The organism is Parasphingorhabdus sp. (assembly GCF_036964565.1).
Lineage (GTDB): Bacteria > Pseudomonadota > Alphaproteobacteria > Sphingomonadales > Sphingomonadaceae > Parasphingorhabdus.
Window position 1 is genome coordinate 12,487 of record NZ_JBALTN010000002.1, and the last position, 19,368, is coordinate 31,854.

The 19,368-nt window shown below is 59.5% G+C and carries 23 protein-coding genes and 1 other RNA gene; 11 read left to right on the forward strand and 13 right to left on the reverse strand.

The annotated features are described in order from the left end of the window. Nucleotides 1–13: 13 nt before the first annotated feature. The 4 genes from V7650_RS02060 to V7650_RS02075 all read left to right on the forward strand — a co-directional run bounded on the left by V7650_RS02060 (nucleotide 14) and on the right by V7650_RS02075 (nucleotide 3,306). A complete protein-coding gene (locus V7650_RS02060; RefSeq protein ID WP_335654582.1) occupies nucleotides 14–727 on the forward strand; it encodes an SIMPL domain-containing protein in 714 nt (237 codons plus the stop codon). Between the two features lie 68 nt (nucleotides 728–795). Further along, nucleotides 796–1,104 carry a PepSY domain-containing protein gene (locus tag V7650_RS02065; protein WP_335654583.1) on the forward strand — a complete coding sequence of 103 codons (309 nt, stop codon included), beginning with the start codon at nucleotides 796–798 and terminating at the stop codon, nucleotides 1,102–1,104. A 121-nt stretch (nucleotides 1,105–1,225) separates the two neighbouring features. Then, nucleotides 1,226–1,891, forward strand: coding sequence for a response regulator transcription factor (locus tag V7650_RS02070; protein ID WP_159640791.1), 666 nt, complete (start codon nucleotides 1,226–1,228; stop codon nucleotides 1,889–1,891). A gap of 95 nt (nucleotides 1,892–1,986) precedes the next feature. After that, complete coding sequence (locus tag V7650_RS02075; RefSeq protein WP_335654584.1) at nucleotides 1,987–3,306, forward strand: sensor histidine kinase; 1,320 nt, start codon at nucleotides 1,987–1,989, stop codon at nucleotides 3,304–3,306. A 111-nt stretch (nucleotides 3,307–3,417) separates the two neighbouring features. On the opposite strand, the gene V7650_RS02080 is transcribed toward V7650_RS02075, so the two are convergent. Continuing rightward, entirely contained in the window at nucleotides 3,418–3,702 is a 285-nt protein-coding gene (locus V7650_RS02080) for a chorismate mutase (protein WP_335654585.1), read from the reverse strand. Nucleotides 3,703–3,818: 116 nt separating this feature from the next. Here V7650_RS02080 and V7650_RS02085 point away from each other — a divergent pair, with 116 nt between their 5' ends. After that, nucleotides 3,819–4,832, forward strand: a complete 1,014-nt coding sequence (locus tag V7650_RS02085; RefSeq protein ID WP_335654586.1) for a polyprenyl synthetase family protein — start codon at nucleotides 3,819–3,821, stop codon at nucleotides 4,830–4,832. A 24-nt stretch (nucleotides 4,833–4,856) separates the two neighbouring features. Next, complete coding sequence (locus V7650_RS02090; protein ID WP_335654587.1) at nucleotides 4,857–5,135, forward strand: ETC complex I subunit; 279 nt, start codon at nucleotides 4,857–4,859, stop codon at nucleotides 5,133–5,135. Nucleotides 5,136–5,165: 30 nt separating this feature from the next. On the opposite strand, the gene V7650_RS02095 is transcribed toward V7650_RS02090, so the two are convergent. From V7650_RS02095 to V7650_RS02110, 4 genes are all read right to left on the reverse strand, one after another. After that, nucleotides 5,166–5,657, reverse strand: a complete 492-nt coding sequence (locus V7650_RS02095; RefSeq protein WP_335654933.1) for an NUDIX hydrolase — start codon at nucleotides 5,655–5,657, stop codon at nucleotides 5,166–5,168. Between the two features lie 29 nt (nucleotides 5,658–5,686). After that, entirely contained in the window at nucleotides 5,687–6,364 is a 678-nt protein-coding gene (locus V7650_RS02100) for a TPM domain-containing protein (RefSeq protein WP_335654588.1), read from the reverse strand. Continuing rightward, nucleotides 6,364–7,098 (reverse strand): TPM domain-containing protein, encoded by a 735-nt coding sequence (locus V7650_RS02105; protein WP_335654934.1) that lies wholly within the window; start codon nucleotides 7,096–7,098, stop codon nucleotides 6,364–6,366. Before V7650_RS02105 ends, V7650_RS02100 begins: the two co-directional genes overlap by 1 nt. 71 nt (nucleotides 7,099–7,169) lie before the next feature. Continuing rightward, nucleotides 7,170–7,760, reverse strand: coding sequence for a LemA family protein (locus V7650_RS02110; protein ID WP_335654589.1), 591 nt, complete (start codon nucleotides 7,758–7,760; stop codon nucleotides 7,170–7,172). Between the two features lie 143 nt (nucleotides 7,761–7,903). Between V7650_RS02110 and mscL the strand changes: the two genes are divergently transcribed. The 4 genes from mscL (at nucleotide 7,904) to ssrA (ending at nucleotide 9,681) form a co-directional block, all read left to right on the forward strand. Beyond that, a complete protein-coding gene (gene mscL, locus V7650_RS02115) occupies nucleotides 7,904–8,329 on the forward strand; it encodes a large conductance mechanosensitive channel protein MscL (RefSeq protein ID WP_335654590.1) in 426 nt (141 codons plus the stop codon). A 278-nt stretch (nucleotides 8,330–8,607) separates the two neighbouring features. Next, a complete protein-coding gene (locus tag V7650_RS02120) occupies nucleotides 8,608–8,838 on the forward strand; it encodes a hypothetical protein (protein ID WP_335654591.1) in 231 nt (76 codons plus the stop codon). A 154-nt stretch (nucleotides 8,839–8,992) separates the two neighbouring features. Continuing rightward, nucleotides 8,993–9,259: a hypothetical protein gene (locus V7650_RS02125; protein ID WP_335654592.1), complete on the forward strand. Its 267-nt coding sequence runs from the start codon at nucleotides 8,993–8,995 to the stop codon at nucleotides 9,257–9,259. A 69-nt stretch (nucleotides 9,260–9,328) separates the two neighbouring features. Next, nucleotides 9,329–9,681: a transfer-messenger RNA gene (ssrA, locus tag V7650_RS02130) on the forward strand. Between the two features lie 85 nt (nucleotides 9,682–9,766). Here the strand turns inward: ssrA and V7650_RS02135 are convergent. The 5 genes from V7650_RS02135 to V7650_RS02155 form a co-directional block, all read right to left on the reverse strand. Continuing rightward, complete coding sequence (locus tag V7650_RS02135; RefSeq protein WP_335654593.1) at nucleotides 9,767–9,997, reverse strand: hypothetical protein; 231 nt, start codon at nucleotides 9,995–9,997, stop codon at nucleotides 9,767–9,769. Between the two features lie 97 nt (nucleotides 9,998–10,094). Then, a complete protein-coding gene (locus tag V7650_RS02140; RefSeq protein ID WP_335654594.1) occupies nucleotides 10,095–11,351 on the reverse strand; it encodes an N-succinylarginine dihydrolase in 1,257 nt (418 codons plus the stop codon). Further along, complete coding sequence (locus V7650_RS02145; RefSeq protein ID WP_335654595.1) at nucleotides 11,348–12,358, reverse strand: arginine N-succinyltransferase; 1,011 nt, start codon at nucleotides 12,356–12,358, stop codon at nucleotides 11,348–11,350. Before V7650_RS02145 ends, V7650_RS02140 begins: the two co-directional genes overlap by 4 nt. Next, nucleotides 12,355–13,563 carry a hydrolase gene (locus V7650_RS02150; protein WP_335654935.1) on the reverse strand — a complete coding sequence of 403 codons (1,209 nt, stop codon included), beginning with the start codon at nucleotides 13,561–13,563 and terminating at the stop codon, nucleotides 12,355–12,357. The genes V7650_RS02145 and V7650_RS02150 overlap by 4 nt, the downstream gene beginning before the upstream one ends. A gap of 111 nt (nucleotides 13,564–13,674) precedes the next feature. Further along, complete coding sequence (locus tag V7650_RS02155) at nucleotides 13,675–13,917, reverse strand: hypothetical protein (RefSeq protein ID WP_335654596.1); 243 nt, start codon at nucleotides 13,915–13,917, stop codon at nucleotides 13,675–13,677. Between the two features lie 88 nt (nucleotides 13,918–14,005). Here V7650_RS02155 and V7650_RS02160 point away from each other — a divergent pair, with 88 nt between their 5' ends. Beyond that, nucleotides 14,006–16,111 carry a malate synthase G gene (locus V7650_RS02160; RefSeq protein ID WP_335654597.1) on the forward strand — a complete coding sequence of 702 codons (2,106 nt, stop codon included), beginning with the start codon at nucleotides 14,006–14,008 and terminating at the stop codon, nucleotides 16,109–16,111. Here V7650_RS02160 and rsmA read toward each other — a convergent pair. The 3 genes from rsmA to V7650_RS02175 are packed head-to-tail and all read right to left on the reverse strand — an operon-like array spanning nucleotide 16,108 to nucleotide 19,312. Further along, the gene (gene rsmA / locus V7650_RS02165; RefSeq protein ID WP_335654598.1) at nucleotides 16,108–16,944 is read right to left on the reverse strand and encodes a 16S rRNA (adenine(1518)-N(6)/adenine(1519)-N(6))-dimethyltransferase RsmA; all 837 of its coding nucleotides are present in this window, start codon (nucleotides 16,942–16,944) and stop codon (nucleotides 16,108–16,110) included. The two genes, V7650_RS02160 and rsmA, sit on opposite strands and share 4 nt — an antisense overlap. Beyond that, the gene (gene pdxA / locus V7650_RS02170) at nucleotides 16,941–17,936 is read right to left on the reverse strand and encodes a 4-hydroxythreonine-4-phosphate dehydrogenase PdxA (RefSeq protein ID WP_335654599.1); all 996 of its coding nucleotides are present in this window, start codon (nucleotides 17,934–17,936) and stop codon (nucleotides 16,941–16,943) included. The genes rsmA and pdxA overlap by 4 nt, the downstream gene beginning before the upstream one ends. Nucleotides 17,937–17,947: 11 nt before the next feature. After that, nucleotides 17,948–19,312, reverse strand: a complete 1,365-nt coding sequence (locus V7650_RS02175) for a peptidylprolyl isomerase (protein ID WP_335654600.1) — start codon at nucleotides 19,310–19,312, stop codon at nucleotides 17,948–17,950. Between the last annotated feature and the right edge of the window lie 56 nt (nucleotides 19,313–19,368).

Consider the following 19,368-nt stretch of genomic DNA (forward strand, 5'->3'; position numbering starts at 1 on the left):
AATGGAGAATATTATGAGAATTTCGATTTTACTCGCTGGCGCAGCCCTTGCTTTGGTACCGATGAATTTGGCCCAGGCCGCCGACGTTCAGATCACCGCCCAAAATCCCGTCATCGAACTCAGCGTGTCGGAACAGGTGGACAGCGCCCCCGACACCGCGATGTTCAGCACCGGCGTGGAAACCAAGGCGAAGACCGCAACCGAGGCTCTGCGCGAGAATTCGGTGCAGGCGCGCGCGGTGATCGACCGGCTCAAGTCGCTGGGCATTGCCGAAAAGGATATCCAGACCACCGGCATCAATCTTCGGGCAGATTATGAATATGATCAACCGACGCGCGAAAACCGGTTTGTAGGCTATGTCGTATCGAACCAGGTCTCGGCGACCGTCCATGACATATCGAAGCTGGGCAAGATTCTCGACGCAGTCGTCAGCAGCGGCGCGACCAATTTGAACGGTCCGACCTTCTCGATCGACGATGACAGCAAGATGAAGGACGTGGCGCGGGAGCGGGCGCTTGCCAATGCCAAGGCCCGCGCGATGAGCTATGCCCGGGCGGAAGGTTATACCGGCGTGCGCGTGCTGTCGATCAACGAGGGCATTGCCAACCAGTCCTATGCCCCCGCGGCGCGCATGAAAAGCGAGATCGCATCCTCCGCTCCGCCGGTCGAGCCGGGCCAGGTCGGAACGGTCGTCTCGCTGAGCATCACCTACGAAATGACGCGCTGAGCTGGCGATCTGTCGCCTGAATGCGCCATTCACCTGATGTTAAAACCGCCAAGGCTAGAAGGGTACCCATGTTGAAAAGTTCCATCTTTTTGCCCCTTCTGGCGCTTGGCCTGGTGACGTCTGTACCGCACGCCTCTGCTGCCGCGGATCGCCGCGGCGAGCAGAACGAGGCGCGCGCGCAGATGATGGCGGGAAAGGTGAAGTCCATCCGGTCTATCGAGGACCGGGTTTTGCCCAGGATGTCCGGCAGCGAATATATCGGGCCGGAATTTGATCCCGGTGCCCAGGTCTACCGGCTGAAATTCATTCGCGACGGGCGGGTGATATTCGTCGATGTGGATGGCCGCACCGGAAATATCTTGCGGCAGAGTCGCTGACCATCCGCCAATATTCTCCGGCACTTCTTTTCCCCAATCCGGCACTTTCTAAACCATTGTGCGTTTTCGCCATGGTGATATAGGCTATGCCCCATGAAAAGCACTAATTCGGAGGACATGCATGCGCGTCTTGATCGTTGAAGACGAACCCACGCTCGGCCAGCAGCTCAAATCGACGCTGGAGGCCAACGGCTATGCCATCGACCTGTCGACAGACGGCGAGGATGGCCATTTCATGGGTTCGACCGAAGACTATGACGCGGTGATCCTCGATCTCGGATTGCCCGAAATCGACGGCCTGACCGTGCTTGATCGCTGGCGCAAGGAAGAGCGTAATTTTCCGGTGCTGGTGCTGACCGCCCGCGACAGCTGGTCCGACAAGGTGGCCGGGCTCGACGCCGGTGCCGACGATTATCTGGCGAAACCGTTCCAGACCGAGGAACTGATCGCCCGGTTGCGCGCCCTGATCCGTCGCGCCTCGGGCAATGCATCGTCCGAACTGACCGCCGGCAATGTGCGTCTCGATACGCGATCCGGCAAGGTGACGCTCGACGGCAGTCCGGTTAAGCTGACCGCCCAGGAATATAAGCTGCTGTCCTACCTGATGCACCACAAGGGCAAGGTCGTCTCGCGCACCGAGCTGATTGAGCATATCTATGACCAGGACTTCGACCGCGATTCGAACACGATCGAGGTCTTCGTGACCCGCATCCGCAAGAAGCTGGGAGCGGACGTCATTTCGACCATCAGGGGGCTTGGCTATAGTCTAGAGGATCCCGAAGCCTGAATGAATCCAGCCAGATAGATATTCCGGTCGATGAAGAGGCAACAACAGACCATTCTCGGCTAGGCACGCAGACCACCGGTTCCCTGGGCCGGAGGATGATCGGAATTGCCGCAGCCTGGATCGTGATCCTGCTGTTCGGCGGCGGCTTTGCGCTGGACCGGGTGTTGAACGATGCGGTGACGCGCAATTTCGACAATCAGCTGGAATATGTGCTGACCGCAATGATTGCTTCGGCCGAAATCGGACCCGATGGCGAGGTATTCCTCAATCGACCGCTCGGCGACCAGCGTTTTCTGGAACCGAACAGCGGCCTGTACTGGCAGATCAGCGGCCAGGGGCACGACGATTTCCCCTCGCGCTCGTTGTGGGACCGCACCCTGGAATCGAACATCACGCACGATGATCGCGCGACCCACATCTACGACAGCAAGCAGTTCGAAGACGAGCCGCTGCGCGTTTTGGAACGCACCATAATCCTGCCGGATTCCAGCACCAAATGGCTGTTCCAGGTGGCGCAGAGCCGCGACGGGCTGGATGGCCAGATCACCAACATCCGGTCGATACTGATCAACAGCTTCCTGATTCTGGCCCTCGGCCTGATCGGCATGGCAGCCCTGCAAACACTCTACGGCCTTTGGCCGCTGCGCAAGATTCGCATCGCCATTGCGGCGATGCGCACCGGCCAGCAGCGGCGCGTCGTGGAGCCCATGCCCAACGAGGTGACACCGATGGTCGACGAGCTCAACGCGCTGCTTGACCATAACGAGAAGCAGGCAGAGGAAGCGCGGCGACACGCCGGCAATCTCGCCCATGCGCTGAAGACCCCGCTTACCGTGATCATGAACAGCGCCACCGCCAAAGCCGATGATCTGGCCAACACGGTAATCCGCGAGGCTGGCGTGATGCGGCGACAGGTCGATCACCATCTGGCCCGCGCGCGTGCCGTCGGCAGGCGCGGCCATGCGCACAGTCGCGCCAAGGTCTGGCAAAGCCTGACAGCGGTTGAACGCGCCGTGGGCCGCCTTTATCCGCACGTCCGGATCGACATCGACGGCGACAAGGACGCCGTCGCCTCGGTCGAGCGCCAGGATCTGGACGAAATGATCGGCAATCTCGTGGAGAATGCGGCCAAATATGGTGGCGGCAGTGTCTTTGTCACGGTCGAAGTCCGGGATGAAGTTGTCGAGCTGTTGATCGAAGACGACGGGCGCGGTATCCCCGAAAAGGACCGGCAGCGGATATTCGACCGCGGTGCGAGGCTCGACAGCGGCAAGCCGGGAACCGGGCTCGGTCTGGCCATCGTCCGGGATGTCGCGGAAATTTACGACGGATCGGTATCGCTTGAAGAAAGCGAGGACCTCGGCGGCTTGCTGGTGCGACTTAGATTGCCCAAGTCTGAAATGTCGCTAACCTAGCGTTCCCGCCGATCGCATCTGAAAGCCCGTCGCTATGCTTGGCAAACTCAATATAGCGGTCGCCTTCTCCGAACGATTTGCTCAGCCCGCCCTGTTCGAGAGGGTAATATTCTAGCCCGCGTCGTGCCGTATCTGTTCGTGGTGGCGGATGACCTCGTCGATGATGAAGCGCAGGAATTTTTCAGAGAATTCCGGATCGAGATTGGCGTCGCTGGCCAGCTGGCGCAACCGGGCGATCTGCTCTTTCTCCCGGGCATTGTCGGCAGGGGGCAGATTGTTCTTCGCCTTATATTCGCCCACGGCCTGGGTCACCTTGAACCGTTCGGCAAGCATGAACACCAGCGCAGCATCGATATTGTTGATGCTTTCGCGGAATTGTTGCAGTGTTTTGTCCATTATTTGTCGCCTGGTTTCGGCCGACCGGAGTTTCCGTCCCGCATGCGCGCAACGCAATCCCCTGTGGCGTTATTTAACTTGCCTTATCCCTAGTGACTTGCCACATCCGGTGCAACATGTCAGCAACGGTCCATCATCTCGGGCGGGACACCACGCCTTCGCTTGAACCCCTCATGTCACTGGTCGCCAGCGACATGAATCACGTCAACAGCGTCATTCTCGACCGGATGCAATCCGAAATCCCCCTGATACCGGAACTTGCCGGACATCTCATCGCCGGTGGCGGCAAGCGCATGCGCCCGATGCTGACCCTCGCGGCGGCAAAGCTGATCGGCTATCCCGGTGATCGCCATTTCAAGCTCGCGGCGGCGGTTGAATTTATCCATACCGCGACCCTGCTGCACGACGATGTTGTCGACGGATCGGACATGCGGCGCGGGAAAACCGCCGCCAACCTCATTTTCGGCAATCCGGCCACCGTGCTCGTCGGCGACTTTCTGTTCAGCCGCTCGTTCGAACTGATGGTCGAGGATGGCTCGCTGAAAGTTTTGAAAATATTGTCCAACGCGTCGGCAGTAATCGCCGAGGGCGAAGTCAATCAGCTCACCGCACAGCGCAAGATCGAGACCAGCGAAGACCGCTACCTCGATATCATCGGTGCCAAGACAGCGGCCCTGTTCGCCGCCGCCAGCCGCATTTCCGCGGTGGTAGCCGAATGCGACGACGAAATCGAACTGGCGCTCGACAGTTATGGCCGCAATCTTGGTATCGCCTTCCAGCTGGTTGACGACGCCATAGACTATAGCTCCGACCGGGAAACCATGGGCAAGGATGCCGGTGACGATTTCCGCGAAGGCAAGGTGACCCTGCCGGTCATTCTCGCCTATTCGCGGGGCAGCGAGGAGGATCGCAAATTCTGGAAGGATGCGATCATCGGGCACAAGTCGGCGGACGAGGACCTCGCGCACGCGACCAGCCTGATTCGTGCGACGGGCGCGATGACCGACACGATGTCCCGGGCCCGCCATTATGGTCAAAGGGCGATTGATGCGCTGGGTATTTTTGCTTCGGGAAAAGCCAAGGACGCGATGACCGAGGCAGTTGAATTTGCCATATCCCGCGCCTATTGAGGCGTTTCAGGACAGGAACAGAAGATGGCCGCACGAATTTATCAGAATCCCAGAAACGCGATGCAGTCGGGCAGGGCGCTGACCCACAAGTGGGTGCTCGAGTTTGAGCCGGCGGAAGCGCGCAAGCCCGACCCGCTGACCGGCTGGGCGGGATCGGGCGACACGCAGCGGCAGGTGACGCTGAACTTTGCCACCTGTGACGCGGCCAGGGCCTATGCTGACAAGCATGGTATCGTCTATGCGGTAATCCCGACGCCGCACAAGACGCTCAAGATTCAGGCGTACGCCGACAATTTTCGCTAGCATTGTTCCGTCGCGGTCCCATGAAAGGGGTCAGCGGGGCTGCAGCAGCAACAGCAGTTTGACGTCGATCCCGGCACCCTCGCGGCGCTTCCGGGCGACAAATTCGTCCAGCTGCGCCAGCGGCACCCGGTGGACAATAATATCCTCGCCATCGACACCGCCGCCTTCACCGATCTTGGTCAGATTTTTTGCCCTGAACAGCGAGAAACTTTCCGAAACCATGCCCGGCGAGGAATAAAATTCGCCGCAATCTTCCATGATTGCGGCCCGATATCCGGTTTCCTCTTCCAGCTCGCGGATCGCCGCGACCGCGCTGTCTTCGTCGCCATTCTCGTCATGATCGCCCACCAGCCCGGCCGGCAGCTCGATGCAGGCCTTGCCGAGCGGTACGCGATATTGCTCGACCAGAAGCACATGACCGTCGTCGATCGCAAGGATGACCGCTGCCTTGATGCCGCGGCTGCGCGATACATATTCCCATTTGCCTTCGCGCTTGGCCGTGATGAACCGGCCTTCCCACATGACCTCGACCTTCTGGTCCTCGCCGGCGCTCAAAGTTCGATCAGCCGGTCGGGCAGTTCGTTGGGATTCTGGTCGGTCTTGGGGAAATGCTGGGCAAGCACCAGACCCATCTGGCGGACCGCTTCGGCCATGCCTTCGCCCGGCTGTCCGGCCCGGACCCGATCAATCAACGCGACCATGGCCTCGCCCCAAATCGCCGGTTCGACCTTGGCGGTGATCGCCTCGTCAGCCACGATTTCCGCGCGATGTTCGCGCATCGACAGATAGAGCAGGATGCCGGTACGGCCGACGGTCCGATGATCGGTCGATACCCGGAACAGGGATACCGCCCGCCGGCGCACCCGTGCTCTCTTGATCGGCGGCGGGGTCAGGACAAACAGCAGCGGCTTCCAGATCAGGATCAGCCGGGTGCCGAAAAATTTCAGCGCGGCGAACACGAACAACGCCCAATAAGGCAGGGCAGTGATGCCGCTCCAGCCGCCGGCCAGCCAGTCGATGCCTTGCAGATAGATTTCCGGAAACAGGCTGACCACCAGCAGCGCCGTGAGCGCCACCAGCCCCGATATCGCCCAGGCGACATCGCCATAGGAGTCGGACTCGCCCGTCACGATGGTGACGATCTCGCCGTCGGTCGACTTTTCCGCCAAAGAGACGGCCGAGGTTACGATCTGGTGATCATCCGGCGTGAACTGGTTGACTTTGCTCATCACCAGCCCCCCGATGCGCCGCCGCCGCCAAAGCTGCCGCCGCCGCCGCCAAAGCCTCCGCCCCCGAATCCGCCACTGCTGCCGCCCCCGAATCCGCCGCCGCCCCAGATGACAACCGGACCGGCGCCACGGCGATAGCGTTTGCCGCCCCGGTTCGAGAACATCGGGATGATCACGAAGAAGATCAGAATGAAGCCCCAGAAAATGATCAGACCGATATTCTCGCCGTCGCTTTTACCGGTCTGCTGTTCCGCATCCTGCGCGATCAGCCGTGCCTCGTCTTCGGGCAGCGTGAGCTGCGAGGAAATGCGATCCACGCCGGCGATGACGCCGCCCGCCATATTGCCGTCGCGAAACTGCGGCAGGATATCATTCTGGATGACCATGCTGGACAGGGCATCGGTCATGATGCCCTCGAGACCATAGCCCACTTCTACGCGCACCTTGCGCTCGTTTGGCGCAACCAGCAGGATCAGGCCATTGTCCTTCTCGGCCTCGCCTTCGCCATCCTGACCGATGCCCCAGGTCCGGCCCAGTTGGTAGCCATAGTCCGCGATATCATAGCCTTCGAGGCTGTTGACCGTTGCCACGACAAGCTGCCGGTTGGACTGGGTTTCGAGCGCTTCCAGCTTGGCGGTAAGCTCCGCCTCCTGCGCCGGATCCAGCAGATCGGCCTGATCGACCACCCGGCCCGTCAGTTCGGGAAAGCTTTGTGCGGAAACCGGCCCAGCCATCGCCACAAAGGCGATAGCCAGGCCGGCAAATATGGCTTTAATCGGCAGAACGGATCGCAGCGAGAGCACTTCTAGAATTGCACGTCGGGTGCTTCGTCCGCGCCTTCCGTCGTCGCCTGGAACGGTGTCATGGGCTCGGCTCCGTGAATGATCTTCGCGCCGATGATGTCGGGGAAGGTACGGATCGTCGTGTTATACTGCCGGACCGCTTCGTTATAATCGCGGCGGGCCACGTTGATCCGGTTTTCCGTGCCTTCCAGCTGGCTCTGCAGCGCTAGGAAGTTCTGGTTCGACTTGAGGTCGGGATAGGCTTCCACGGTCGCCAGCAAGCGTCCCAGGCCCTGCGACAGCGCACCCTGGGCTGCGGCAAATTCCTGGACCTTGGCGGCGTCTTCGAGATCATCGGCGCTGACCTGGACAGAACTCGCCTTGGCACGCGCCTCGACCACGGCGGTCAGCGTGTCCTGCTCCTGGGTGGCAAAGCCCTTCACGGTTTCGACAAGATTGGGGATCAGATCGGCGCGGCGCTGATAGCTGCTTTCGACATCGGCCCATTTCGCCTTGGCATTTTCTTCTGCCGTCGGCACGCTGTTGATCCCGCACGCGCTCAGCGAAAGCGCCACGGCCGGTACCACCAGAAATTTGATCCATTTGTTCAGCATGTTCGAATACCCTCCATCCAGACGGCAATGCGCCGCTCCATTTGTAAAAAATAGGCGCGCGGGGGCGCTTTTGCAACGGCTGCGCTCGACAATATGATAATTTTCATACATTTACCGCGCTTTGCAAGCGGGAAGAGATATTTATGATAGAAGAGTTCAAGACATTCATCCTCAAGGGCAATGTCCTTGACCTAGCCGTCGCCGTGATCATCGGCGCCGCCTTTGCCACGATCACCACGTCACTGACCGAAGACGTGATCATGCCCGTGGTCAGCGCGATTGTCGGTGCGCCCGATTTTTCCTCCCTGTTCATTCTCCTGGGGTCGCCGCCGGCCGATTATGCCGGCTCGATGACCGACTATGCGGCGCTGAAGGAAGCCGGCGTACCGATGCTCGGTTGGGGCCAGTTCCTGACCGTGGTGATAAATTTCGTCATTCTCGCCTTCATCATCTTCATGATCGTTCGCGCGGCCAACAAGGTGATCGCGAAGAAGGAAGTCGAAGCCGCGGATCCAGGACCCAGCGAGATTGATCTGCTGACCGAAATAAGGGACAGCCTCAGAAAATAGCGGCTGGAACCGGCCTGTGTCATCCTCGCTGGCGGCCACCCGCGCAGCGCGGGCAAAATGCCGTCAAATGCGGGACGACACGGGGCCGCTTATTTTACATGGGAGACTTGGAAAAACGCCGCAAAAAACGCGCGATAATGCAAAAATAATCGCATGATTATAATGGGTTGCATTGGGGCTGCATTTTTTCAGATACAGCCGTAATTTTCACTACTATAGGCCCCGCTCAGCTGGAATGATTCCCAGCTGAATTGAACTTCCATAGGGGACTGATTATTATGCGTAAGATCGCTGTTTTCGCTGCAACCGCAGCTGTACTCGCTTTGACTGCTTGCAATGCTCCAGCTGAAGATGCTGCTGTAACTGAAGAAGTTGCGACCGAAGAAGTTGCACCTGCTGAAGACGCAATGGCTGCTGAAGAAGTTGCTCCGGTAGCTGAAGAAGCAACCGCTGAAGCTGCTCCTGCAGACGAAGCTGCTGCACCTGCAGAAGAAGCTGTTACCGAGTAAGCTCGCAATATCTGGATATCCCTTTGGGGAACTAGAGGAGGGTCAACCGCAAAACGGTTGGCCCTTTTTTTTACTGTTGTGGAACCATTGCCGAAGGGTGTAGTTGTGTCGCTGAGGGGCTTCTTTTGCTCCTTCAAATAAATGAGGGATTAACATGCGTAAACTGATGATTTTGACCGCTTCTACTGCAGCTCTGGCGCTCAGCGCCTGCGCGCAGGAAGACACCAGCGGCGCTGAAACCGAAACCGAAGTCCAGGCTCAGGAAGCCGAAATGGAAGCGGACCGGCTCGACGAAGCCGCTGATGCCGCTCCCACCGAAGCTGGCGAAGAAATGATGGAAGAAAAGGCGGACGCCATGGAAGACAAGGCGGACGTCCTGGAAGAGAAAGCTGACGAAGAAGAAGGCGCTCTCGCCCAGTAATCACGAATTCCCTTTGGGGAACTAGAGGAGGGTCAACCGGGTAACCGGTTGGCCCTTTTTCTTGTCTGTGCACTGTTCATTCAGAATTAAACCCCTATATAGGTCCTGCCGGTTTCGACCGGATATGGCGATAAATTGCGATGTGCAATAGACGCAGCGGACCCGGGGGCAGTACCCGGCGGCTCCACCATTTCAGGCGATTTGCAGCTTTGCAGGACGCCTTTGTTGATGGGGCCGAACTAGGATCGACGGGTGTTCAAAAACGTTATTTTTGCCCGGCCTGAGTATGCCGTGATTGCTCAAAACCTATAAGTGCAAACGATAATGAAGCACTCGCTATCGCTGCCTAACCCATTGACCTCACGGTCTTAAGTTAGAAAGCTACGCGCGGTTGAACCCACCGGGCAACAGAAGGGAATTCAGCGGTTTGGAAGGCACCGGGCAACAGAAGCCTTCCACTTTCCCCGAATCCGGTGACCGCTCAGCGCAATTGGCTGGCCGGCACCGCTAATAGTCAGAATTGTAGACGCGGCTGAGTTCGATCGCTTCGATCATCTTGGCGCCGGCCATGAAAACCGCGCCCGTTGCCGCCAGAAACAGCATTTTCCCACCCCATCCCGGATATTGAGCCAGATAGACCTGGCCCCGTGCGACCGCGCCGGTGGCCAATGCATAGGTGATGAGAAAGGCCTCGAACTTGGTCTTGATTACAAAGAGACGTCGGATCTTGTTCCACATGCTCTTTCAATAGCAAGCGCCGTGCCAAGCGCAGGAAACCGGGATTCTGTGAAAATCAAAATGGTAAACTGTAAGTTAACCCGACAGCGGCGACCGCTCAGTTGTCCAGCTCGGCCAGCCGGCAGCTTTCCAGCAGCCGGGTTCGTGCCTGCCGGATGGAACCGATCAGCGCCGGATCGGACAGTTGGCCCGGATTGATGGCTTCGGGCCAATGGTCGCTGACGATGTCAGCGATCATGTCCAGTTTCTCGGCGCTGGCCAGAAACCGTTCGTCCACGGTCGCGGGATCAGCCACAACCCGCAGGCGCAGGCAGGCAGGTCCGCCTCCATTGGCCATGGATTGCCTGACATCGACCGGGCAAAGACGGCGAATGGGACCATTGCCGGCAACCAGGTCCTGAAGATAGCTCCACACCGGCTGGTTGTCACGGGCTTCGGTGGGCAGGATCAGCGCCATGCCGCTTCCATCGGGGAGTGTCACCAGCTGCGCGTTGAACAGATAGGAAGCAATGGCGTCCGCCAGGCTGACCCGGTCTGCAGGCACTTCGATAATCTCGGTCTCCGGCAGCCGGTCACGCAAATCCTGATAAAATGCAGCCGAATCTTCAAATGCCTGCTCGTGGGCAAACAGCACATTCTCGTTCGCCACAGCCACCACGTCGTTGTGAAAGGCCCCAGCAGCAATCGCCTGTTCGGACTGCTGGACAAACAGCACTGATTGGGCTTCGTTGAGCCGCGCAACCGCTTTCGAGGCCTCGACATGCTGGCGCGCGGGGAAGCGGCCGCCTGAGACGCCATATACGAATATTTCGACGCCTGCGTCATCATGGCGCGCACACAGCCGCATGTGATTGGCGGCCCCTTCGTCGCCAAATGGTTGTGGCACGGGCGCGTGCACAGCGAAATGGACCGGATCGGCAAAGGCAATCCCGAGCTGCTGCAACGTTCCTGTCCATTCGTGGCTCCGGTGCGGCATGGTTTGCAGATTGGCAACGGTCAGATGGCATCGCGAATCCTGCGTATCCGGGGCAGGTGAAACGGTTGCGGCATTGGCCGCCCACATTGAAGAGGCGGACAGGGCGGCGGCGCGCAGGTGCGCCTCGGTCTCGCCGACAGTCGTTCCGAGATTTTTCAGCCATGCATCATTGGGCCGGTCCAGTGGCATGAAAAATCCCTGGGCGAGGCCAAGGTCCAGATTATGCCGCATCTTCTCGATGCCCTGCAGCGCCGCTTCGCGGGGATATGCTGTTTCGCCGGCATGGGAAGATGACGCCATATTGCCGAAGCTCAGGCCCGCATAATTGTGGCTCGGTCCGATGATCCCGTCGAAGTTTATTTCCACCAGCCTGCTCATCGCGGGATATGCCAGATCGTGTCCCCGACGCCGAGCCCCAAGGTCTCTGCGGCCTGCCGATCGATCGCGACACCCCCGTCATTTTCGGTGATCATCGCATAGCCCGCCCGGAATTTTTCCAGCGATCCGCTGGATATGATCGACTTGATATCGCCCTCCTCGATGGCCGTGATCGCTGCCAATTTCGAATTGCGGACGCTGGTGACATCGTTGGTTTTCGCGACCATCGTCGGGCCGCCGTCAAAAATATCGACATAGCCGTCATAGGAGAAATTTTCATTTTCCAGCATGCGCATCGCCGCTCGGCCGCTGGTATGCGGCACGCCGATCACGGTGCGCGCGGAATCGCTCAGCATCGCTGTATATATGGGATGTTTCGGCATCAGGTCGGCGATGAACTGGTTGCCGTGAATCGCGTTGAAATAGTCGGCTTCCTGAAAGCTCATGCCAAAGAACCGGCCGGCAAGTCCGTCCCAGAAGGGCGAACCGCCCGCCTCGTCGATCACGCCGCGCAATTCGGCAAAAATCTTGTCGCCGAAGCGGGAGCGGTGCTCCTTGACGAAAAGATAGCGGCTGCGGGCCAGCAACATGCCCAGCCCCCCGGCGCGCTCCCCCGGATGCAGGAAAAGCCCGCCCACTTCGCTTGCTCCCTCGAGGTCGGTGACAAGGCTCAGCATCTGGGCGCTGAACGTGCGTTCCAGCTCCTTGCTGGTCTGCGAGAGGGTGCTCAGCCGATAGGAATAGAAGGGCCAGGTCTGGCCGACCTTGGTGAACAGCTGGGATGTACCCCGCACTGCTCCGGTTTCGACATTTTCCAGCACCATGATGAACAGGTCATCGCCCTGTTGCTCCGCCGTGCTCTGATACGCGCTTTCGGACCGCTCCAGCTTGGCAGTCAGCGAGTCCCGATCGGCAGGCAGATTGGTAAAGCCGCCTCCGGTCAGTTTCGCCATTTCGTAGAGATGCTGCAAGTCATCGACCTGCGCTGCGCGTATCCGGAAACTCATAATCCTCCCTTTTCGGCGATCCGCATGATGGTCAGCGCCGACAATTGCGTCCGCTCGACCAGGCTTTCCGTGATCAGAAATTCATCGGAGCTGTGGATTGCTCCGCCCCGGACGCCCATAGTATCGACCACCGGTATGCCGCAAGCCGCGATATTATTGCCGTCACAGACGCCGCCAGTCCCCCGCCAGCTGATATCCAGGCCCAGGTCCGCTCCGCATTGCTTGACGAGGCCGAACAGCTTCCGAGCTTGCGGGTCAATCGGCTTGGGCGGCCGCCCGAACCTACCGTGACAATGGACGCCCAGATCATGGGCTTTGGCGATGGCTGCAACCAGACGGTCCAGGGCCTGTTGCGCCTCGTCCTGATCAGCAAGCGATTTTGGCCGGAAATTGACGCGCAGGATCGCGTGATCGGGAACCGCATTGTTCGGGCCGCCGCCGTCGATCTTCGCCGGATTGACGCTCAGCCCGTCCCGGTGCAGCGCCTTGAGTTGCAGGGCCATGTCGGCCGCTGCAATCAGCGCATTGCGACCCTCGTCCGGATTGCGCCCGGCATGGGCGCTCTTGCCGGTGAAGATGATCGAGAAATTGCCGCTGCCGCCGCGTTCTCCTGCCAGCGTACCGTCGGGCAGGGCTGGTTCGTAGGTGAGGGCCGCGGCCTTGCCCTTGGCCAGTCGCTGGATCAGCGAGGCGGACGAACCGGAGCCCACTTCCTCGTCGCTGTTGATCATCACGTCATAGCCGATCCGGCTGGCCAGCGGGCTTTGCTCAAGCAATTGCAGAGCGCCGAGCATGACCGAAATCCCGCCCTTCATGTCGGCCAGGCCCGGGCCGTTCAGCACGCCGCTGTCCAGCTCGCTGATCTGCTGGAAGGCATGGTCCGCCGGAAAGACCGTATCCATATGGCCGGTCAGCAGGATCCGGACCGGTGCCTCCGGTCGGACCGAGACGGTTAGATGCTGGCCGCGCTGAACGCGATCAACGGAACCATCCGCGCGGACCGCTTCGACCGGATCGGGATCGACCAGCCTGGCGTCGCCTGGCAATACCGAAAAGGCGTCGGCGAGCAGTCCTGCAACGGATTGCAGGCCGTCGAGATTGGTGGTGCCGCTATTGATCTCTGCCCATCCAATCGTGCGGGGCAGGAGAGGCAGGGCGCTGGCCTGCTCCAGTGTCTGTTGTTCGGGAAGGGAATCTGCTTTCATCTGCAACCGATAGCATTTGTCCTGCCCGCTTGCCACCCGCAGTGTCGCCACAAAAAGTCTGTCCTACATCGGCGCGGATTGATAGGCTTGCGATGCGTATCGCCTGCAGGGTCAGGCGGCCTTTGTTTCAGGAGCACCGGATATGACCAAGAGCAATTGTTGGACAAAGACTACGGATTGCCGGAAACTGCCCTGCTTGCCAGCAATATTGGCCAACCATTTGTTTATCAAAGATTTTAGGGCAGAATCTACAGTGGAAAGAAAGATTCCTATAACCTTGTAAAGTTTGTAAAGTTCGTCGCCGGTAGTTTCCTTTTGGCCCCTCCCATTTACAGCGCGAACAAGAGCCGCCATAGACGGCAGCGATTCCTCCCCGGAAAATTTTGAACTCTTGCAGAGCAATCTGTAAGCCCGGATTGATAGATTGAAACGAGGAAGAAAAATGTCCGAATATGTCAGCCAGAACGATATCCAGATCGCCCAGGAACTGTTTGATTTCGTCAACGATCGCGCCTTGCCCGGAACCGGCGTGGACGGCACGAAGTTCTGGCAGGATTTTTCCGCATTGCTCGCAAGATTTGCGCCCCGCAATGCCGAACTGCTGGCCAAGCGGGATCAACTGCAGGCACGGATCGACGCCTGGCATGTCGACCACAAGGGACAGGCTGTTGATCAGGCTGAATATCAGGGGTTTTTGAAGGAAATCGGCTATCTGGTCGACGAACCGGCTCCCTTCGCCATCACGACCGAAAATGTGGACCCGGAAATCGCGACCATGGCGGGACCGCAACTGGTGGTGCCGTCGCTCAACGACCGCTTCGTCCTGAACGCAGCCAATGCGCGGTGGGGCAGTCTGTATGACGCATTCTACGGAACAGACGCCCTGGATGCGCCGCCAGCAAAACCGGGCGGCTATGACCCGCACCGCGGCGCCGCGGTGATCACGGCGGCAAAGGCCTTCTTGGACGAAGCCTTCCCGCTCGCAACGGGTAAATGGGCCGACTATGCTGGCGGCGAACTGACACTTGCCGATCCCGGGCAACTGGTCGGCCGCAATGGCGATTCCTTTCTGCTGCGCCACAACGGGTTGCACGCCGAAGTGGTGATCGATGCAAACAGTCCGATCGGCAAGGACGATCCCGCACATATTGCCGACGTTGTGCTGGAATCGGCCTTGACCACGATCATTGATATGGAAGATTCGGTCGCCGCCGTCGACGCCGAGGACAAGGCCTTGGCATATAGCAACTGGCTGGGTCTGATGCGGGGAGATCTCGACGCATCCTTTGCAAAGGGCGGAAAGACCGTCGAACGCAAGGCCAACCCGGACCGGGACTATGTCGATCTCGACGGCAAGGCTTTCACGCTACAAGGCCGCAGCTTGATGTTCGTCCGCAATGTCGGCCACCTGATGACCAATCCGGCGGTGCTGCTGGCCGATGGCTCGGAAGCGCCGGAAGGCCTGCTCGACGGCGTCTTTACCAGCCTGATCGCAATGCACGATATCAAGGGTTTGGGCGATCTGCGCAACAGCCGCGCCGGTTCGATCTATATCGTGAAACCGAAGATGCACGGCCCCGAAGAATGCGCCTTCACCAATGATCTGTTCGATGCGGTGGAAGACATGCTGGGTCTCGACCGCAACACGATCAAGGTCGGCGTGATGGACGAGGAGCGCCGAACCTCGGCCAATCTCGCCGCCTGTATTCATGCGGTGAAAGACCGGGTGGTGTTCATCAACACCGGCTTCCTCGACCGCACCGGCGATGAAATCCACACCTCGATGCAGGCCGGTGCGATGCTCGCCAAGGGTGACATCAAGAAGAGCGACTGGATCACCGCCTACGAACAGCGCAACGTCGCCATCGGCCTTGCCTGCGGCATGTCCGGCAAGGCGCAGATCGGCAAGGGCATGTGGGCCGCCCCGGACATGATGGCCGACATGATGGAACAGAAGATCGGCCACCCGATGACCGGTGCCAATACCGCCTGGGTACCCAGCCCCACCGCGGCGACGCTGCACGCGATCCACTATCACCGGGTCAATGTCTTCGACCGGCAGAAGGAAGTCGCGGGCGAGGGCATCGCCCCGCTCGAAAAGCTGCTGACCATCCCGCTTGCCGACGGCCACAACTGGTCGGACGAGGAAATCGAGCACGAACTGGACAATAACGCGCAAGGCATTTTGGGCTATGTGGTGCGCTGGATCGACCAGGGCATCGGCTGCTCCAAGGTCCCCGACATCAACGATGTCGGCCTGATGGAAGACCGTGCGACCTTGCGCATCTCGTCGCAGCATATGGCCAACTGGATGCTGCACGGCGTCTGTTCGGCCGAGCAGGTCGACGCCGCGCTGTTGCGGATGGCGGCCAAGGTCGATGGTCAGAACGAAGGCGATCCGCTGTACCGGCCAATGGCATCCAATCCCGATGACAGCTTGGCGTTTCAGGCGGCCCGCGATCTGGTGTTCAAGGGCGTCGAGCAGCCGAGCGGCTATACCGAACCGCTGCTTCATGCCTACCGGCGGAAGCTGAAGGCGGCCGGCTAGGCGGCTGGCGTCAGCAGGCGGGCGATGGCGACAAATTCGTCGACGCTCACCGTTTCCGGCCGCCGGGCGCTGTCGATGCCAAGAGCTTCCAATGCTTCCAACGCACCGGCCACGCCCTTCAGGCTCTGCCGGAGCATCTTGCGGCGCTGCCCGAAGGCCGCTTGGGTAAGATCGGCCAGAACCCTGGGATGGACGCCTTCCGGCTGGGCCTTGGGAGTCAGATGCACGATCGCCGACATCACCTTCGGTGGTGGCGTAAAGGCCGACCGATGCACGGTCATCGCCAGCCTCGCGTTGCAGCGCCACTGCGCCAAGATCGTCAGCCGCCCGTAGGCCTCGCTGGCCTCGCGCGCGACGATCCGGTCGGCGACCTCGCGCTGGAACATCAGGGTCAGCGACTGCCATTGCGGCGGCCACTGCGGTTCGGACAGCCACTTGATTAATAGCGCCGAACCAACATTATAGGGCAGGTTGGATACGATATGAAAGGGAGCGTCAAACAGGCTGGCCAGGTCGACCCTCATCGCGTCATCGTCGATCACCTCGAGCTGGTCCGAAAAATGCTCGCCCAGCTCTGCCAGCGCCGGCAGACAGCGGCGATCCCGTTCCACCGCCGTTACCCGCGCGCCGGCCTGGAGCAGAGCCCGGGTCAGGCCGCCCGGTCCTGGTCCCACTTCGAAGACCGTCTGCCCATTGAGATCACCGGGAACCGCGGCAATCCGGTCGAGCAGCTGCATGTCGAACAGGAAATTCTGGCCGAGCGCCTTGTTGGCCGACAGTCCGTGTTTCTTGATCACCTCCCGCAGCGGGGGCAGGGCTGCGCGCTCTTTCAACGGTGGTGATTCTGGCGATTGGTGACGGCCGTGGCAGCCATCTGGATCGCGGCAATCATCGAACGCGGATCGGCGATATCCTGGCCGGCAATGTTGAAGGCGGTGCCATGGTCGGGAGACGTGCGGACAATCGGCAGTCCCAGCGTGATGTTTACGCCATCAAAGAAGTGCAGGGTCTTCAGAGGAATCAGGGCCTGATCATGATAGGGGCAAAGCGCGACGTCATATTTGCTCCGCGCTTCCTCGTGGAACATGGTGTCGGCCGGAAGTGGATCGGTGATGTCCATTCCCTGATCGCGCAGCTTGTCTATTGCCGGACGCATGATCAGCTGTTCTTCGTCGCCGAGGTTTCCGTTCTCACCGGCGTGCGGGTTGAGTCCGCAAATCGCGATACGCGGGTTTGCAATACCAAAATTCCTGATCATCGCTTTCTTCGCAGCCCGGGCGCAGGACAGGATAAGTCCTTCGGTAAAATGCTCGGGCACGTCCCTGAAGGCAATATGGGTTGTCATCGGGATGACCCGCAGGCTCGGACCGGCCAGCATCATCAATGCATTTTCTCTCGCGATGCCGCAGCGTTCGGACACGAATTCCGTCTGGCCGGGATAGCGAAAACCGATTTTGTAGAGCTGCGCCTTGGAAACGGGTGCGGTGATCACAGCGCCGGCGTCTCCCGACCGGGCCAGGCCGCACGCTATCTCCAACGCATGGAGAGCGCACTGCGCCCCGTCAAGCGTGGCGTCGCCCGGCACCGCGGCCGCCGCTTCATGAATATGCAGTACCGGCAATGCGTCGCTGAAGCATGCATCGGCGTCGATCGGCTGGTCGATTTTTCGCACGGGAATGCCCGATAGATTCTGGAAATCGGCGAAATTCCCGACCGCGAAAAACGGCTGCAGCCCCGACGCTTCGCGCTTTTGCCAGCTCTTGCCGATGATTTCCGGACCGACGCCGGCGGGATCGCCGCAAGAAATGGCAAAGGGCTTGGTCACCCGCTCGACCCTTAGTTATATTCGATGATGGCGTCGCGTCTAAGATCGCGCAAATAGATTTGCGCCCGTTTGTTGACCCGGTCATTTTCAAGTCGAGACATGATCGCATCGAAGGACGGCGCGGCAGCGCTTTGCGGATCATCCCGCCCGCAAAGGATCAGCACACGCACACCATCTTGCACGGTTCCGAAAGGCAGGCTTGCTTGGCCGATTTGCAGCTCTGCAATTGCGCCCTGCAATGCGGCAGGAAGGTCCCGAAGTTTGACCTGATCGTTATCGACGACGCTCGCCCCAAGCCGGGCAGCCACTTCATTGGCAGCGCCACAGCCTTTGATCGCCTGCGTCTCGGCAGAAAATTTCGCGGCCTGTGCGGATGCTTGCGCTTCGGTGATTCCCTCCGGAAAACTGATCGCCAGCTGCTTGAGACTGAGCAACGCGTTGCGGGGATCGGCGGTTAGAACCTGACGGGAATCGATCAGATAAAGAATGGAAAACCCGCCCGGCACCTCGACAGGGCCAACAACCTGCCCGACCTGCATTTGCTCGGCAGCATCGGCGAGGCTTTGCGGCAACTGGGCAGGACGAACCCAGCCAAGGTCGCCGCCGGTCGCAGCAGTCGAAGCTTCAGAGAACTGTCGGGCATATGCGACAAACGATCCGCCCGAGCGAATCTGCTCCAGTATTTTCCGCATATTCTCGGCAACTTGCGGCGCAGTTTCGGGGGATGCTGCCATATAGATTTCGCCAATGCGATATTCATTGGTGCCTTTGGAAGCATTCAGGCGTTCGATAATCGCGTTGACCTCTTCGTCACCGACATTGATGAACGGCTGGATGTTGCGGCGGAGCAACCGGCTCCAGGCAAGCTCTCCCTTGATCTGGCGTTTCAGCGTATCCGTGGAAGAACCCTGCGTGCGCAAATATTGATCGAAGGCGTTCAGGTCCTGTTTGAAGTTCTGCTGGGCTACCTGTTGAAAAGTGGCTTCAACCTCTTCATCTGCAATCATGATTTCATTCGCTTCGGCTTCCTGGATCTGAAGCGTTTCGTCGATCAGGTTCCGCAACACCTGCAGGCGCAAGCGCTGTCTCTCCTCGTCGGAGACTTCGCCACCGTTTGCGGCAACTATCAGGGCCAGGCGATGGCTGACGTCGGTGCCGGTAATGATATCGCCATTGACGATTGCGGTGGCGCGGCGAATATTTGGGTCATTCTTGCCGAAGATGGTCAACTCGTCGGGAATATCCAATCCGGTTTGCGGCAATGACGTATCCGCGACCGTCTGGCTGACAGAGGGCGATGCACCCGCCACGGCCAGCCCGGTGAGCAACACCGCCTTGGTTTTGAAACTCCGGATTTTCATACGCAAAAGATTCATTTTTGTTTCTTTTCAACTGCAAAGAGTAAATTTCATGCTGCCAATAGCAAATATGT